Annotated in this window: 16 protein-coding genes; 9 read left to right on the top strand and 7 right to left on the bottom strand. The window is 67.7% G+C overall.

Annotated features, from left to right (window positions below; all coding sequences use genetic code 11):
- Positions 1-133 precede the first annotated feature (133 nt).
- The 5 genes from ACQR1X_RS23625 to ACQR1X_RS23605 form a co-directional block, all read right to left on the bottom strand.
- A complete protein-coding gene (locus tag ACQR1X_RS23625) occupies positions 134-976 on the bottom strand; it encodes a ChbG/HpnK family deacetylase (protein ID WP_316179478.1) in 843 nt (280 codons plus the stop codon).
- Entirely contained in the window at positions 973-2,016 is a 1,044-nt protein-coding gene (locus tag ACQR1X_RS23620; RefSeq protein ID WP_434899674.1) for a glycosyltransferase family 2 protein, read from the bottom strand. Before ACQR1X_RS23620 ends, ACQR1X_RS23625 begins: the two co-directional genes overlap by 4 nt.
- A gap of 70 nt (positions 2,017-2,086) precedes the next feature.
- Positions 2,087-3,064 (bottom strand): ATP phosphoribosyltransferase, encoded by a 978-nt coding sequence (gene hisG / locus ACQR1X_RS23615; protein WP_434899673.1) that lies wholly within the window; start codon positions 3,062-3,064, stop codon positions 2,087-2,089.
- Positions 3,061-4,221, bottom strand: coding sequence for an ATP phosphoribosyltransferase regulatory subunit (locus ACQR1X_RS23610; RefSeq protein WP_434880418.1), 1,161 nt, complete (start codon positions 4,219-4,221; stop codon positions 3,061-3,063). The genes hisG and ACQR1X_RS23610 overlap by 4 nt, the downstream gene beginning before the upstream one ends.
- 120 nt (positions 4,222-4,341) lie before the next feature.
- Positions 4,342-5,094, bottom strand: coding sequence for a 16S rRNA (uracil(1498)-N(3))-methyltransferase (locus ACQR1X_RS23605; protein ID WP_434899672.1), 753 nt, complete (start codon positions 5,092-5,094; stop codon positions 4,342-4,344).
- Between the two features lie 207 nt (positions 5,095-5,301).
- Between ACQR1X_RS23605 and ACQR1X_RS23600 the strand changes: the two genes are divergently transcribed.
- The 3 genes from ACQR1X_RS23600 to ubiA all read left to right on the top strand — a co-directional run bounded on the left by ACQR1X_RS23600 (position 5,302) and on the right by ubiA (position 7,607).
- Positions 5,302-5,736, top strand: a complete 435-nt coding sequence (locus ACQR1X_RS23600) for a hypothetical protein (protein ID WP_434899671.1) — start codon at positions 5,302-5,304, stop codon at positions 5,734-5,736.
- 267 nt (positions 5,737-6,003) lie between these two features.
- A complete protein-coding gene (locus ACQR1X_RS23595; RefSeq protein ID WP_409997909.1) occupies positions 6,004-6,678 on the top strand; it encodes a hypothetical protein in 675 nt (224 codons plus the stop codon).
- Positions 6,675-7,607, top strand: coding sequence for a 4-hydroxybenzoate octaprenyltransferase (gene ubiA, locus ACQR1X_RS23590; RefSeq protein WP_315801913.1), 933 nt, complete (start codon positions 6,675-6,677; stop codon positions 7,605-7,607). Before ACQR1X_RS23595 ends, ubiA begins: the two co-directional genes overlap by 4 nt.
- Here the strand turns inward: ubiA and ACQR1X_RS23585 are convergent, their stop codons facing one another.
- Entirely contained in the window at positions 7,608-8,132 is a 525-nt protein-coding gene (locus ACQR1X_RS23585; RefSeq protein WP_315801914.1) for a DUF6101 family protein, read from the bottom strand. It lies immediately after the preceding gene.
- A gap of 281 nt (positions 8,133-8,413) precedes the next feature.
- On the opposite strand from ACQR1X_RS23585, the gene ACQR1X_RS23580 reads away from it, so the two are divergent.
- Genes ACQR1X_RS23580 through lpxK form a run of 6 tightly spaced genes read left to right on the top strand, consistent with a single transcriptional unit; the run spans position 8,414 to position 13,981 of the window.
- Positions 8,414-9,802, top strand: a complete 1,389-nt coding sequence (locus ACQR1X_RS23580) for a TldD/PmbA family protein (RefSeq protein WP_434899670.1) — start codon at positions 8,414-8,416, stop codon at positions 9,800-9,802.
- 58 nt (positions 9,803-9,860) lie between these two features.
- Positions 9,861-10,607 (top strand): 3'(2'),5'-bisphosphate nucleotidase CysQ, encoded by a 747-nt coding sequence (locus ACQR1X_RS23575; RefSeq protein WP_315802166.1) that lies wholly within the window; start codon positions 9,861-9,863, stop codon positions 10,605-10,607.
- Positions 10,608-10,665: 58 nt separating this feature from the next.
- Entirely contained in the window at positions 10,666-10,905 is a 240-nt protein-coding gene (locus tag ACQR1X_RS23570) for a DUF4170 domain-containing protein (protein WP_009031572.1), read from the top strand.
- Positions 10,906-10,922: 17 nt separating this feature from the next.
- The gene (locus tag ACQR1X_RS23565) at positions 10,923-11,663 is read left to right on the top strand and encodes a lysophospholipid acyltransferase family protein (protein WP_315801916.1); all 741 of its coding nucleotides are present in this window, start codon (positions 10,923-10,925) and stop codon (positions 11,661-11,663) included.
- Entirely contained in the window at positions 11,656-12,963 is a 1,308-nt protein-coding gene (locus tag ACQR1X_RS23560; RefSeq protein WP_315801917.1) for a 3-deoxy-D-manno-octulosonic acid transferase, read from the top strand. The genes ACQR1X_RS23565 and ACQR1X_RS23560 overlap by 8 nt, the downstream gene beginning before the upstream one ends.
- A complete protein-coding gene (gene lpxK / locus ACQR1X_RS23555) occupies positions 12,956-13,981 on the top strand; it encodes a tetraacyldisaccharide 4'-kinase (protein ID WP_434899669.1) in 1,026 nt (341 codons plus the stop codon). The genes ACQR1X_RS23560 and lpxK overlap by 8 nt, the downstream gene beginning before the upstream one ends.
- Here lpxK and ACQR1X_RS23550 read toward each other — a convergent pair.
- Positions 13,951-14,178, bottom strand: coding sequence for a DUF2093 domain-containing protein (locus ACQR1X_RS23550; protein WP_315801919.1), 228 nt, complete (start codon positions 14,176-14,178; stop codon positions 13,951-13,953). The two genes, lpxK and ACQR1X_RS23550, sit on opposite strands and share 31 nt — an antisense overlap.
- Positions 14,179-14,246 lie beyond the last annotated feature (68 nt).

Here is a 14,246-nt window from a genome sequence, read left to right as displayed (position 1 = left end):
GCGCGGATTAAATTTCGGTATGCGACACAGCGTCTCTCGGGCTTGCGCGGCGTTTTGGACCTCCACGCTGCCCGCACCGCAGGAGGAACGCTGCCGAGCGGCTTTTTGTTCGTCGCAGGCCCGCAAGATCCGTTCAGGCCAGCGTCATCCGGCGGCGGTCGAGCAGCGCTGGAAAATGCTCGCCGGCAAGATAGGCGTGCTCGTGCTCGCGCTGGACGGTCAAAGGATCGAGCTCGATCAGGACGTCGTCGACGAAGCCGGGATGGCACATCACCAGCCCGTCCTCCGGCAGCTCGTCCAGAAAGCCGTCCATCAACGTGGCGAAATCCGAGGTCTTGCTGAAATCATAGGCGCCGGCGAAAGCGGGATTGAAAGCGATCTCGGCCCGCTTGGCATGACGGCGGAATTGCGCGCTCAGGACGTCCAGCAGCAGCGCCTTCGGTGCCGTCAGCCGCTGCATCAGCGGCACGTTCCGCCCGCCCTGACGCACCCAGGCCGCTGGCGCGGCTTCCTTGACCGCGGCGAGGAAGCCCTCGCGCACCTGCGGATAGAGCTGGGCATGCTGATGGCCGTCGACGAAATCCGGGGCGCGGCCGAACAGCTCGCCGAACGCCGCAAGCTGGACCAGCACCTCGGCGCGGATCAGCTCGGGATCGAGCCGGCGGGACATTCCGGCGCGCAGCAGCTTGGGAAAGGGCAGGAACATGCCGCCTTCCGACGGGCGGAAGTGCATGGTGAGGGGGCGGAACGGCGCGGTCAGCGTGACGTGCAGGCCGATGGCGCAACGCGGGCGGTCGGACGCGACCCTGGTCAGCTCCGCCACCTCGTCGCGCCCGATCGCGGCGCCCACCGTCATCACCGAGGTGGCGTTCAGCCGGCCGCGCGCGATCAGGTCCCGGATGGCGCTGTTGACCCCGGGGCTGATGCCATAGTCATCGGCGCACAGCCAGATGCGCCGGTGCGGCGTCGCGCTCATTCGGCGGCGTTCCTCTCGGCGCCGTCGCTCCGTGCATCGAGCGCTGCATGCTTCTCGCTGTGCTCGGCGACGAAGTAGATCGGCCGTGCCTTCAGCTCGGACAGGATCTTGCCGATATACTCGCCCATGATGCCGATCATGATCAGTTGCACGCCGCCGATCGTCATCAGGCCGACCATCAGCGAGGGATAGCCCGGCACCGATTTGCCGCTGACGACGGTCTCCCAGAGGATGGAGAGCCCGAACAGGAAGGCCGCAGAGGCCAGCAGGATTCCGAGCAGGCTGGCGAAGCGCAGCGGGGCGACCGAGAACGAGGTCAGCCCTTCAATCGACAGGCCGAGCAGGCTCGTCAGGTTGAAGGTCGTCACGCCGTGGGCGCGCGCCGCGGGCTCATAGTCGACGCGGATTTGGCGGAAGCCGATCCAGCTCGCGAGGCCCTTGAAGAAGCGGTTGCGTTCAGGGAGCTGCCGCAGCGCGGCCACCGCGCGCGGCGACAGCAGGCGGAAGTCGCCGGCATCCTCCGGAATCTTCTGCCGCGCCCCCCAGTTGATGAGCGCGTAGAAGCCGTGAACGGCGACCCGGCGCAGGAACGGCTCGTTGTCGCGATGCGCCTTGGCGGTATAGACGACGTCGTAGCCGTCCTTGATCCAGTGCGTGACGAGTTGCTCGATCAGGGCCGGCGGATGCTGGCCGTCGCCGTCCATGAACATCACCGCGCCGCGCCGGGCATGATCGAGGCCGGCCATCAGCGCGGCCTCCTTGCCGAAATTGCGCGACAGCGACACGACCTGCACATCGAGCGCATCGGCCTGCAGCGTGCGGGCAATCGCGAGCGTGTTGTCGCGGCTGCCATCGTCGACATAGACGAGCTCACAGGCGAGACCGAAGCGCTGACGCAGGGTGCGTGCGAGATTATTCAGCCGCTCGTGCAGCACCGTCAGTCCCGCGCCCTCGTTATAGACGGGGATAACGATCGACAGTCCCTGCGACGCGGCGTCGGCCGCGGTCGTGGTCAGGTCGGACACGTCAGTTCCCAGCATTGCTCAGAGTCCTCGTTCTCCTACCAACATATGGTAGTCGCGCTCACCTGTCGCTACGATGAACGGCGATTTATGATCGCAGGAAGGCCTCGAGGCGGGCAAACAGCGGATTCTCGCGGTCGAGCACGTAGTCCAGCGAGGCGACCGAGACGGTCTCGGCGCCATGTGCGCGCAGAAAGCTGCCGAGCGCGTAGATCTGCGCCGGCGGGCAGTGCAGGGTGAGCATGCCGGACGAGGTCGGGCCGCCGAACGGCGCCACCACGCCGAAGCGGCTGTGCGCCTCGCTCAGCATTGCTGCGTCGCACCCTTTGAAGCGGGTGCGGACCTCGCGGTATTTGCTGGCGCGGGCGCGGGCATGGATGTGGTCGAGAATGATCCGGGCGCTCTCGCGCGGACCCTCCGACCAGTCGGCGTCGCGCGAGGCGACGAGATTGGCCTGGCTGCGCAGGATCACGCCGTCGTCGAGCACCTTCAGCCCGTTGGCCACCAGCGTCGAGCCGGTGCTGGTGATGTCGACGATCAGCTCGGCGGTGCCGACCGCGGGCGCGCCCTCGGTGGCGCCGGCGCTCTCGACGATGCGGTAATCGACGATGCCGTGGGCGGCGAAGAAGCTGCGCGTCAGGTTGATGTACTTGGTGGCGACGCGCATGCGGCGATTGTGCTGGGCGCGGAAACCGGTGGTGACGTCGTCGAGATCGGCCATGGTGCGGACGTCGATCCAGGCCTGCGGCACCGCGACGACGACGTTGGCGCCGCCGAAGCCGAGCGTGTCGATCAGCAGCACGCGCTTGTCGGCATCGGTGATGCTCTCGCGCACGAGATCCTCGCCGGTGACGCCGAGATGCACGGTCCCGCGCGCCAGTTGCGAGGCGATCTCACTCGCAGAGAGATAGGCGATCTCGACATTGTCGAGACCTGCGATGGTGCCGCGATAGTCGCGCGCGCCGCCGGGCTTGGACAGGTTCAGCCCGGCCCGTCCGAAGAAGGCTTCGGCATTCTCCTGCAGACGTCCCTTGGAGGGAACGGCGAGGACGAGGGGGCCGCTCATGATGCTCTCCCGCGCGCGGCCTTGCCCGCGGCGCTGCTCTGGGCCAGCCGCTCGATCCAGATCGAGAAGCCGACAGCCGGAATCGACGAGGCGGCGCCGAGCTGGCTCAGCAGGCCGTCATAACGGCCGCCGGCGACCAGCGGCTCGTCGCCATTGCCTGGGTGGTGCAGCTCGAACTCGAAGCCGGTGTAGTAGTCGAGGCCGCGGCCGAACGAGGTGGCGAAGCGCACCTTGGCGATGTCGATACCGCGCTGGGCCATGAAGCCGGCGCGCGCCTCCAGCGCATCGATCGCCGCCGAGATGTCGAGCCTGGCATCGGCGGCGAGGGCGCGAAGCTGCTGGACGGCTTCGGTCGGGCTGCCGCTGATGGCGAGGAAGCGCTTGATACGGTCCAGCGCGTCACGCGGCAGCGCGCCGCTCTTCAGGGTGGACTGCTCGAGGAAGCGGTCGGCGATCTCCGCCACCGTGCGGCCGCCGACGGCGGTGGCGCCGGCAATCGACATCAGGTCGGTGACCAGGGCGAGCGCCGCCTTGCGGTCGGAGCCGGCCAGAGCGGCGAGCACGCCCTCATACTCGTTGCGCGGCGCCACCGAGGCGATCGCCAGCCGCTCGAGGTCCTGCGCCAGGGTGCGCTTGCGGTTGAAGTCCTTGATCAGCCGCCGCCGCCAGACCGGATAGAGGTCGAGCGCGTCGATGAGAGCCGTGAACAGCGCGACGTCGCCGGTGCGGATCTCCACCGCGGCAAGGCCGGCAGTGGCGGTGGCCTCGATCGCCAGCGCCAGCATCTCGGCATCGGCGGCGGGCCGGTCCTGGCGGCCGAACGATTCGATGCCGGCCTGCAGGAACTCGCTCGGGCGGCCCTCGCGGTAACGGAATACTGGACCGAGATAGCTGAAGCCGGCCGGCTGCCCGGCGCGGGCCGAGGCGAGGTAGTCCCGGGCGACGGGAATGGTCAGGTCGGGGCGCAGGCAGAGCTCTTCGCCGGCGGCGTCGCCGGTCAGGTAGAGGCTCTTGCGGATGTCCTCCCCGGACAGGTCCAGGAACGGCTCGGCCGGCTGCAGGATCGCCGGCTCGGCCCGCTGATAGCCGGCCTGGGCGAAGGATTGCAGCAGCGTGTCCGCCCACGCGGCGGGTCCGGTCGGAGCGGGTCCGGTCATGGCGATTCGAGTTCCAAAGTGGATTGGGCGCCCGCTGGGAGCGGCGGCTGCCCCTTAGCATGGCCGTTTGACGGTTTCGACTGCGAATGGCCCCGGCGCGCCACAATTGGCCGGAAGACCTTAACCGCGGGCTCCGGTCCAGTCCCCGAGGGTGGCCTGGATCACGGCGAGGGCGGCAACGCCGGCCGTATCCGCGCGCAGGATGCGCGGACCCAGGGCCAGCCTGATCACGCGCGGCTGGCGCAGCAGCAGCGTCCGTTCATCCTCGGCAAAACCGCCCTCCGGCCCGATCAGCAGGTCGATGCCGGCCACAGCCTTGGTTCCGTGCAGCGCCTGCAGCGGATCGGCCAGCTCGGCCGCCTCATCGCAGAACACCAGCAGCCGCTCAGGCTGCCGCTGCGCGAGGAAGCGCTCCAGCGGCACCGGGTCCCTGACCTCGGCGAGGCTGAGGATGCCGCATTGCTCGGCGGCCTCGACCACGTTGGCGCGCATGCGCTCGCCATTCACGCGCGACACCTGGGTGTGCCGGGTGATGACCGGCTCCAGGCGCGCGGCGCCCATCTCGACCGCCTTCTGCACCATGTAGTCCAGCCTCGCGTGCTTGAGCGGCGCGAAGACATAGGCGATGTCCGGCAGGTGATCCTGCGGCCGGCTCTGCTGCTGGATCGTCAGGGCGTCAGCGCGCTTGCGGCCCTCGATCACGGCCCGCCATTCGCCGTCGCGGCCGTTGAAGACCAGCACGTGATCGCCGGCGCCGAGGCGCAGGACGTTGCCGAGATAATTGCCCTGGTTGCGGTCGAGCGCGACCGAGCCGCCCTCCTGCAGAGGGGCGTCGACGAACAGGCGCGGGGCGGTGAAGTCGTATGCGGGCATGGAGCGAAGCGATGGCTATGACGGACGTTGCTTACCGGACCCCGCGCCGGCCGCAAAGCAGGCGGAGCCGTCACGGGGTGTTGTCTCAGGTACTGGCGATGGCGCCTTTCGGCCGTGCTGTCGACAGATTTTACCGCTTCGATCCCGCGGGTCGTCCCTTGGGACGGACATCCGACGATTCCGTGAGCCTCGATGCGGAGAACGGCCTTGATCTTGAGACATTCGACTTCGGCGCTTGCGATCTGGGCGCTTGCCGCGACCATCGCCGTGATGGTCGCTGCGCCGTCCCGGGCCGACGACAAGGCGGTCGCCGCGCCGCCGCAGCGGGCGGCGCCCGCGGTTTCGGGCGGCGCCGGCGTGGCTGGCTTTCGCCCGCCCGAAACCTGTCTGAAGGAGTTCACTCCGCTGCGGGACGAGACCGCGCGCCGGGCCAAGCTGCTCAAGGCGGCGACCGAGCGGCGCTTTGCGCCCGGCGAGGCCTGTCAGCTGGTGCATGACTACGAGCTCGCCCAGACCAAGATGATCGACTACGCCGTCGCGCATGCCTCGCTCTGCGGGATCCCGGCCAAGATCACCGATCAGTTGAAGGCGAATCACGAAAACACCCTGACCGTGATGCGCAAGGTGTGCACGGCGACGTGATCCCTCGCGGCGGGCAGGTCGCCGCCCGCCGCCGACTGGCTATTCCGTTCATCGGGCGTGCAGGGCGCAGACCGAACCCGATGCCCGGGCCTGACGTCCGTGGACGGGATTGCATGCCGGTCTGGAACCCGGCTGCGTCCCTCCGCCGCGGATGTGATCAAATCCGCGGTTGTGCTGGACGGACGAGAATCGTAAAAGCCCCGGATCGGATCGTGCTTTCATCCGGAAGTGTTGAGGATTCTTGGTCTTACCGGAGAACCAGCCTTGATCGTCCGCCAGTCTTTCATGCCGCTCGCCATTGCCGCCCTGGTGCTCTCCACAGGGCAGGTCGTCGCGCAGAGCTCGTTTCCCGCGCCGATGCCCGGCCAGGCCCAGACCAGCAACTCGCCGTTTCCGCCCATCAACGGCGCGGCGCCAATGCGGGCTGCGGCTCCGTCGAGCCCGTTTCCGAGCCCCGGCGGCTCCGCGTTCGGTGGCGGCGGCGGTGGCTTTGCGCCTCCGCCGATGGGGGCTGCGCCGCAGGGCGGTCCGCCCGAAAGCTGCATGAAGGAGTTTCTGCCGCTGCGCGAGGAAGCCGAGCGTCGCGGCAAGCTGATCAAGGCGGCGAGCGACCGCAAGGCCTCGCCCGACGAGGCCTGCAAGCTGATCGCGAATTTCGGCAAGGCCGAAGTCAAGATGATCAAATATGTCGAGGCGCATTCGGCGAGCTGCGGCATTCCCCAGCAGATCGCCGACCAGCTGAAGGCCGGTCACAAGAACACCGACGCGCTGGAAAAGAAGGTCTGTGCCGTGGCGGCGCAGATGCAGTCGGGGGCTGGAAGGCCCGCGGCTCCGAGCCTCAGCGACGTGCTGGGCTCGTCGGCCGCGCTGCCTGAAGCCAACGCGACGAAGAAGGGCGGTTCCGCCTTCGACACCATGACCGGCAACGTCCTCACCCGATGAGCACCACCGCCGTCCGCGTTGCTGACGCGACCGGCAACTGGGTCGACACGCTGGCGCCGGTGTGGAGCCGGCCTTACCTGCGGCTCGCCCGCTTCGATCGCCCGATCGGATCGTGGCTGCTGCTGATGCCGTGCTGGTGGTCGGCCGCCCTCGCGGCCGGGATCGGCGGGAATCTGTCCATGCTGCCGGCGTGGATCGCGCTCTATTTCGTCGGCGCGTTCGTCATGCGCGGCGCCGGCTGCACCTGGAACGACATCACCGACCGCGATCTCGACGCCAAGGTGGAGCGCACCCGTTCGCGCCCGATTCCCGCCGGCCAGGTCGGCGTGAAGCAGGCGCTCGCCTTCCTGGTGGTCCAGGCCCTGATCGGCTTGGCGGTGCTGCTGCAATTCAACCGCTTCGCGATCGCGACCGGCATCGCTTCGCTGCTGATCGTCGCGATCTATCCGTTCATGAAGCGCGTCACCTGGTGGCCGCAGGTCGTGCTGGGTCTCGCCTTCTCGTGGGGCGCGCTGATGGGTTTTGCGGTCGCGTTCGGCCGCATCGATGCAACCGCGCTGCTGCTCTACGCCGGGTCGATCGCGTGGGTGATCGCCTATGACACGATCTACGCGCATCAGGACGCCGAGGATGACGCGCTGATCGGCATCAAGTCGACCGCGCGCCTGTTTGCCGAGCGCACGCATCTGGCGCTGGTCATCTTCTACGGTCTGGCCGTCATGCTGATTGGCGCCGCGTTCGCGACGGCCCACGTGCATGTCGCGGCGTGGCTCGGGCTCGCGGGCTTTGCCGCCCATCTCGGCTGGCAGATCCGGCGTCTGGATATCGCCGATCCGGCGCTGTGCCTGCGCATCTTCAAATCGAACCGCGATGCCGGACTGCTGCTGTTCGCCGGACTGCTGGTCGACGCCGTGCTGCGTGCAAGCTGATCAGTTGCGCGCGATGATCTCGCGCTCGCCGCGATGGATCGAGGCGGGATTGAGCTGATAGCCGACACGGCGTCGCATCAGGAAGCGCGGGCGGCGCGAGCGGATCGCGTTGCGGCGGCGGCGGCGCGGCGTGGCCTCGCGGCGCGTGTCCTGCAACTGGGGCAGCGCGAACGTCTCGCTCCACATCGCCCACGCAGCAACGATCTCGGTCTGGTCGTCGCTGACGCAGAGCGGGATGGTCAGGGAAGGGTCGCGGTGGACGAGCACCAGCATCACCTGCGTGGCGTCGATGTCGCGCACGCCGATGCCGAGGAAGTCGCTGACGCGGAGGTTCAGGGCCATGCGCATGCCGCTGACGGCACGACGCAGGACCACGCGCTCCCGGTGCAGTTCGATCTGCCGGATCCCGCCATCGGCACGGGTATCGTGCGCGCTGTACGAGACGGGCAGGGAAAGAGGGTCGAGCCGCAGGACGCGGCCCGACCCAGCGGAATTGCTTCCGCCTGTTGCTGTTTGACGCCTCACGGCTTGGTCTCCCCGCCGGGATTATGCTCCCGGTCGATGCGTGTGACCTTGCCACGCAGATCGCCCGTATCGGCTTAACAAGCCTGGTTAATCAGATCTCACGCATGATCCTCTTACCGTCATGATTGACAAGCGCTTGCCCCGCATGATTGACGAGACCTTGCCGATTTGCCGACAATCCGATGTGCCGTCTGCCGTCCTGCTTGAAGTCGGCGTGAACAGGCCACATTTCGTTTGGATTGAGCCGTCTTCGCCCACCTGACATCGATCGGATCGTGTTCGTGACCTCTTCCCCAGCCTCATCGTCGACCTCCGCCCAATCAGATCTGCTCGACCAGTCCGCCCTGCGAACGCTCGCCGAGCGGCTGGTGGAAGCCGCGAGGAGGGCCGGCGCCGATGCCGCCGACGCCATCGCGGTGCGCGGCATCTCGCTAGGCGTCGAGGTCCGTGACGGCCGTGTCGAGGAATCCGAGCGCTCCGAGGGCGACGATGTCGGCCTGCGCGTGCTGGTCGGCAAGCGCCAGGCCGTGGTGTCGACCAACGATGTCAGCGGCGACGGTGTCGCGCGGCTGGCCGAGCGGGCGGTGGCGATGGCGCGGGTGGCGCCCGACGATCAATATGTCGGCCTCGCCGATCCCGCGCTGCTGGCGCGCGACATTCCCGAACTCGATCTGCTCGATCCGCAGATTCCCTCGACCGCAGAGCTGGAGCGCCGTGCCCAGGAGGCGGAGGCCGCCGCGCTCGGCGTGAAGGGCGTGACGAAGTCCGGTGGTGCGTCCGCCTCGACCGGCATCGGCGGCATGGTGCTGGTCACGAGCGACGGTTTTCACGGCGCCTATCTGCGCTCGAGCCAGAGCATCTCGACGACCGCCATTTCCGGTGAGGGCACCGGAATGGAGCGCGACTACGACTACACGGCGGCTCCGCACGGCGCCGACCTGCTGGCGCCCGCGGCCGTCGGGCGCAGCGCCGGCGAACGCGCGGTGGCGCGCGCCAATCCGCGCAAGGTTGCGACGTGCCAGGTGCCGGTGGTGTTCGATCCCCGCGTGTCCGGCTCGCTGGTCGGACATCTGGTCGGCGCCATCAATGGTGCCTCGATCGCGCGCAAGACCAGCTTCCTCAAGGACAAGCTCGGCGCGCAGCTGTTCGCCAAGGGCATCCGCATCATCGATGATCCGCTGCGCAAGCGGGGCTTGCGGTCGCAGCCGTTCGACGCCGAGGGCGTGAAGGTGAAGCAGACCGCGCTGGTCGACGATGGCGTGCTGACGACGTGGCTCCTCGATTCGGGCACCGCGCGCGAGCTCGGCATGGTGACGACCGGGCATGCCCATCGCGGCGTGTCGTCGTCGCCTTCGCCCGGTCCGTTCAATCTGCATCTCGAAGCCGGCGTCGTGACAGCCAAGGAGCTGATCTCGGACATCAAGCAGGGCTTCTACGTCACCGACCTGATCGGCTCGGGCGTCAACGGCGTCACCGGCGACTACAGCCGTGGCGCGTCCGGCTTCTGGATCGAGAATGGCGAGATCGGCTATGCCGTGAGCGAGGTGACGATCGCCGGGCATCTGTTCGAGATCTTCAAGTCGATGACGCCCGCCAGCGATCTGGAATTCCGCTATGGCGTCAATGCGCCGACGGTGCGCATCGAAGGGTTGACGCTTGGCGGACGGTGAGATCGGGAAACCGGACGACACGAGCCTGGCGGCGGACGCCGGGCTCCTCAAAGAGGCGGTGCGCGAAGCCGGCGAGCTCGCACGTTCGATGTTCGGAACGGAGCTGCGCAAATGGACCAAGGGGGCGTCGTCGCCCGTTTCCGAAGCCGACATGGCGGTCAATGCGCTGCTCGAACGCAGGCTGCGATCCGCAACGCCGGATTACGGCTGGCTGTCCGAGGAGAGCGCGGATGATCGGGCGAGACTTGGTCGATCGCGGGTCTGGATCGTCGATCCGATCGACGGCACGCGGTCCTATCTCGGCGGCCGCAACGACTGGTGCGTGAGCGTTGCGCTGGTCGAGCACGGTGCGCCGATACTCGCCGCCGTGCATGTCCCGGTCAGCGAGGAGTTCTTCTTCGCCGCGCGCGGTAGCGGCACCACGTTGAACGAACAGCCGGTTCGGGCTGCACCTGGACGCGAGCTCGATTTCTCGCGCGTGGCCGGCCCGAAACCGCTGGTTGAGCGGCTGGCTCCGGACGCGGCGCGGATTGAGCTGCATCCGCGAATCGGCTCGCTGGCGCTGCGCCTGTGCCGTGTCGCGCATGGCGGGCTCGATGCCGCTTTTGCAGGCGGACAAAGCCGCGATTGGGACCTTGCGGCGGCTCATTTGATCGTGCAGGAAGCGGGTGGTAAAATGACCGCGTTGTCCGGCGAGGCGATCCTCTATAATCGTCCGGAAGTGGTGCACGGGGTGCTGGTGGCAGCGGGCCGCGACCGACATGCTGACATCGTCGCTCAGTATCGCAGGTTACCGCCGGACTGACGCCCCTGGATCGCACCCTCCATTTCGCCTGCAAGGCGCTGATTAGGAAACGATACCGATGACAGATAGCGCCTCGCAGCAGCTCCTTCACCTCGTGATCGGCGGCGAGCTCATCAACCTCGACAAGAACGAATTCAAGGATCTCGACAAGGTCGACATCGTCGGTGTCTATCCGAACTACGCGGCGGCCCACGCCGCCTGGCGAGCCAAGGCGCAGATGACGGTCGACAACGCCCATATGCGCTATTTCATCGTTCACCTGCACCGGCTGCTCGATCCCGGTCAGGACGCGAAGTAAGACGCAAAGCTCGTCACTTGAAACATCTGGTTCGCAATACGCTGCGCAGCGGCTGGTTCCAGCGCGCCGTCGGGTTCCTCGCCGCCGAGTACCTGCGTCTGGTGTGGCTGACCAACCGCTTCACCTATGAGCCGCCCGAGGTCTACGATATCGTCGAGCCGCAGATGCCGGCGATCTTCGCGTTCTGGCACGGCCAGCATCTGCTGACCCCCTTCATCAAGAACAAGCCGAGCTATCGCGCCAAGGTGCTGATCTCCCGCCATCGCGACGGCGAGTTCAACGCGATCGCGGCGGAGCGGCTCGGCATCGGAACCATCCGCGGCTCCGGCGATCACGGCTCTTCCTTCCACCGGAAAGGCGGAGTAGGAGCTTTCAAGGAGATGGTGCGGGCGCTCGAAGACAACTATAATGTTGCATCGACCGCCGATGTGCCGAAGCGCGCGCGGATTGCGGGTCTCGGCATCATCATGCTCGCGCGTGAAACAGGACGTCCGATCATGCCGTTCGCAATGGTCACGAGCCGCTTCATCCGCCTGAAGAACTGGGACAGCACCACCATCAATTTGCCATTCGGCCGCGGCGCATTGGTGGGAATCAAGGAAATCAACGTGCCGCGCGATGCCGACGCCGCGATGATGGAAGAGGCGCGTCTCGACCTCGAGGCGACGCTGAACCAATGCATGCGCCGCGCCTATGAGATCGTCGGCCGTCCCGAGGCCTGTCCCCCGCCGGTCGCGTCGGGAGCATCGAGTGCCTAGCCCGCTGCCGATGGCCCTGCGTGTCTACCGCGGGTTGTCCTCGGCGGCATCGCCGCTTGCGCCGGCCCTGATCAGGCAGCGGCTCAAGCATGGCAAGGAGGATCCGGAGCGGACCGACGAGCGTCGCGGCCTGAGCCACGACACCCGCCCGCTGGGTCCGCTGGTCTGGATTCACGGCGCCAGCGTCGGCGAGGTGCTCGCGGCGGCGGCACTGATCGAGCGGCTGCGTGAGCTCAACATCCGCATCCTCATCACGTCCGGCACCGTGACCTCGGCCGCGATCGTGGCCAAGCGTTTCCCACCCGACGTGATCCACCAATACGTGCCCTATGACACGCCGCGCTTCGTCGAGCGGTTTCTCGATCATTGGCGTCCCTCGCTCGGGCTGTTCATCGAGTCCGATCTCTGGCCCAACCTGATCCTGGCCGGTGCCTCGCGGCGGGTGCCGATGGTGGTGATCAACGGCCGCATGTCGCCGCGCTCGTTCCCGCGCTGGCGCCGCATGTCCGGCACCATCTCCGCTTTGCTGGGACGCTTTGATCTCTTCCTGACGCAGTCGCAGGCGGATGCCGACCGGTTCTCCGCGCTCGGCGCGCGCAACGTCATCACCACCGGCAATCTCAAGCTCGACGTGCCGGCGCCGCCCGCCGATCCGGCGAAGCTCGATCGGCTCACGGCGATGACGCGCGGCCGTCCGGTCGTCGTCGCCGCCTCCACGCATCCCGGCGAGGACGAGATCCTGATCGCGGCCCATAAGGCCTTGTCCGCGGCCTATCCGTCGCTGCTCACCGTGATCGTGCCGCGCCATCCGCATCGCGGCCCGGCGGTCGCGGAGCTTGTCGCAAGCGCCGGCCTGCAGGGCGCCTTGCGGTCGCGCGAGGACCAGCCGCTCGCCGGCACCGACATCTACGTCGCCGATACCATGGGTGAGCTCGGCCTGTTCTACCGGCTGGCGCCGGTCGTGTTCATGGGCGGGTCGCTGGTCGAGCATGGCGGCCAGAACCCGATCGAGGCGGTCAAGCTCGGCGCGGCGATCGTGCATGGCCCGCACGTGTTCAATTTCACCGACGTCTACGAGGCGCTGGACAAGGCCGGGGGAGCCCGGCTCGCCCACGATCAGGAGGCGCTGATCCGGCAGCTCCGGCAGCTGCTCGCCGATCCCGCAGCCGGCAACAGCCTGGTTGCGGCAGGCACGCGCGTCGTCGATCAGCTCGGTGGCGCGCTGGAGCGGACGCTGTCGGCGCTCGAGCCGTATCTGTTGCAGGTCAGGCTCGAGATGGGGGCCGCCGGCGATGCGTGAGCCGGCCTTCTGGCATCGGCCGCCCTCCTGGCAATCGCGTCTGCTGTCCCCGCTCTCGACACTCTACGGTGCCATTGCCGCACGCCGCATGGCGCAAGTCGGAGTCGATGCAGGCCTGCCGGTGATCTGCGTCGGCAATTTCCATGTCGGCGGCGCCGGCAAGACGCCGACCGTGCTGGCGCTGACCGACATGCTGCGTGACCTCGGCGAGCGGCCGGTGGTGCTGAGCCGTGGCTATGGCGGCCGGCTGCACGGTCCCGTGGCCGTCGATCCCGCTATCCATCAGGCGGCCGATGTCGGTGACGAGCCGCTGATGATGGCCGTGCGGGTGCCGGTCGTCGTCTCGCGCGACCGCGCCGACGGCATCGGCCTCGTCAAGGCGCAGGGCGCCTCGGTCATCCTGATGGACGATGGCTTCCAGAATCCGTCGATCACCAAGGATCTCGCGCTGATCGTGATCGACGGCGCGCGCGGCCTCGGCAATGCCGAGGTGTTTCCCGCCGGACCGTTGCGCGCGCCGCTGCCGCCGCAACTGGCGCGCACCGACGCGTTGGTCGTGATCGGCGGCGGCCGAGCCAGCGATCTGGTCGCTGCGCGTGTCTCGGCGGCCGGCAAGCCGGTGTTCTCGGCCGCGTTGCAGCCCGATGCAAAGGTCGTGGCGGCGTTGCAGGGCAGGCCGCTGCTGGCGTTTGCCGGGATCGGCGATCCCGCCCGCTTCTTCCGCACCCTTCGCGGCGCGGGTCTCGACGTCAGGCGCGAGCGGGCCTTTCCGGATCACCACCCATTCACGACAGGCGACGTCGCAGCCCTCGCCAACGAAGCGAGGCGTGATGGATTTGCCCTGGTGACCACGGAAAAAGATCTCGTGCGGTTCCGCGGACATGAGGCCGCGCCCGATGTCATGGCATTCCCGGTCACTTTGCAGTTCGACGATCTCGCCGCGTTGCGCGCGCTGGTTGTGCAACGACTGGCAGCGAAGCGTAAAGGTCAGCCGTTGGCCTTCAATGCGCCCGGATAATGCCGCTGCAGCACGGCGGTCGGCACGGCGTAGGCTTCCTGCAGATCGACACTCCAATACTTCAGCTCGTCCAGCGGAATCCGCACATCGGTGACCGCGCAGCGCACATAGCTTCCCGGTGAGATCACCCGGAAATCGCCATCCAGATACTGCACCTGCGCCTCGCCCTGGCCCGAGGGACCAAACTTGTTGAGCACGTCCGCGATCTCCAATTCCTTGCCGTGAAATCCCTCCGCGAGCGCCGCACGCACACGACAGGCCGATT

It is taken from the genome of Bradyrhizobium sp. HKCCYLRH3073 (assembly GCF_051167995.1).
Classification (GTDB): domain Bacteria; phylum Pseudomonadota; class Alphaproteobacteria; order Rhizobiales; family Xanthobacteraceae; genus Bradyrhizobium.
Note: the sequence above shows the minus strand (reverse complement) of the source record. Positions and strands in the feature narration are given on the sequence as shown.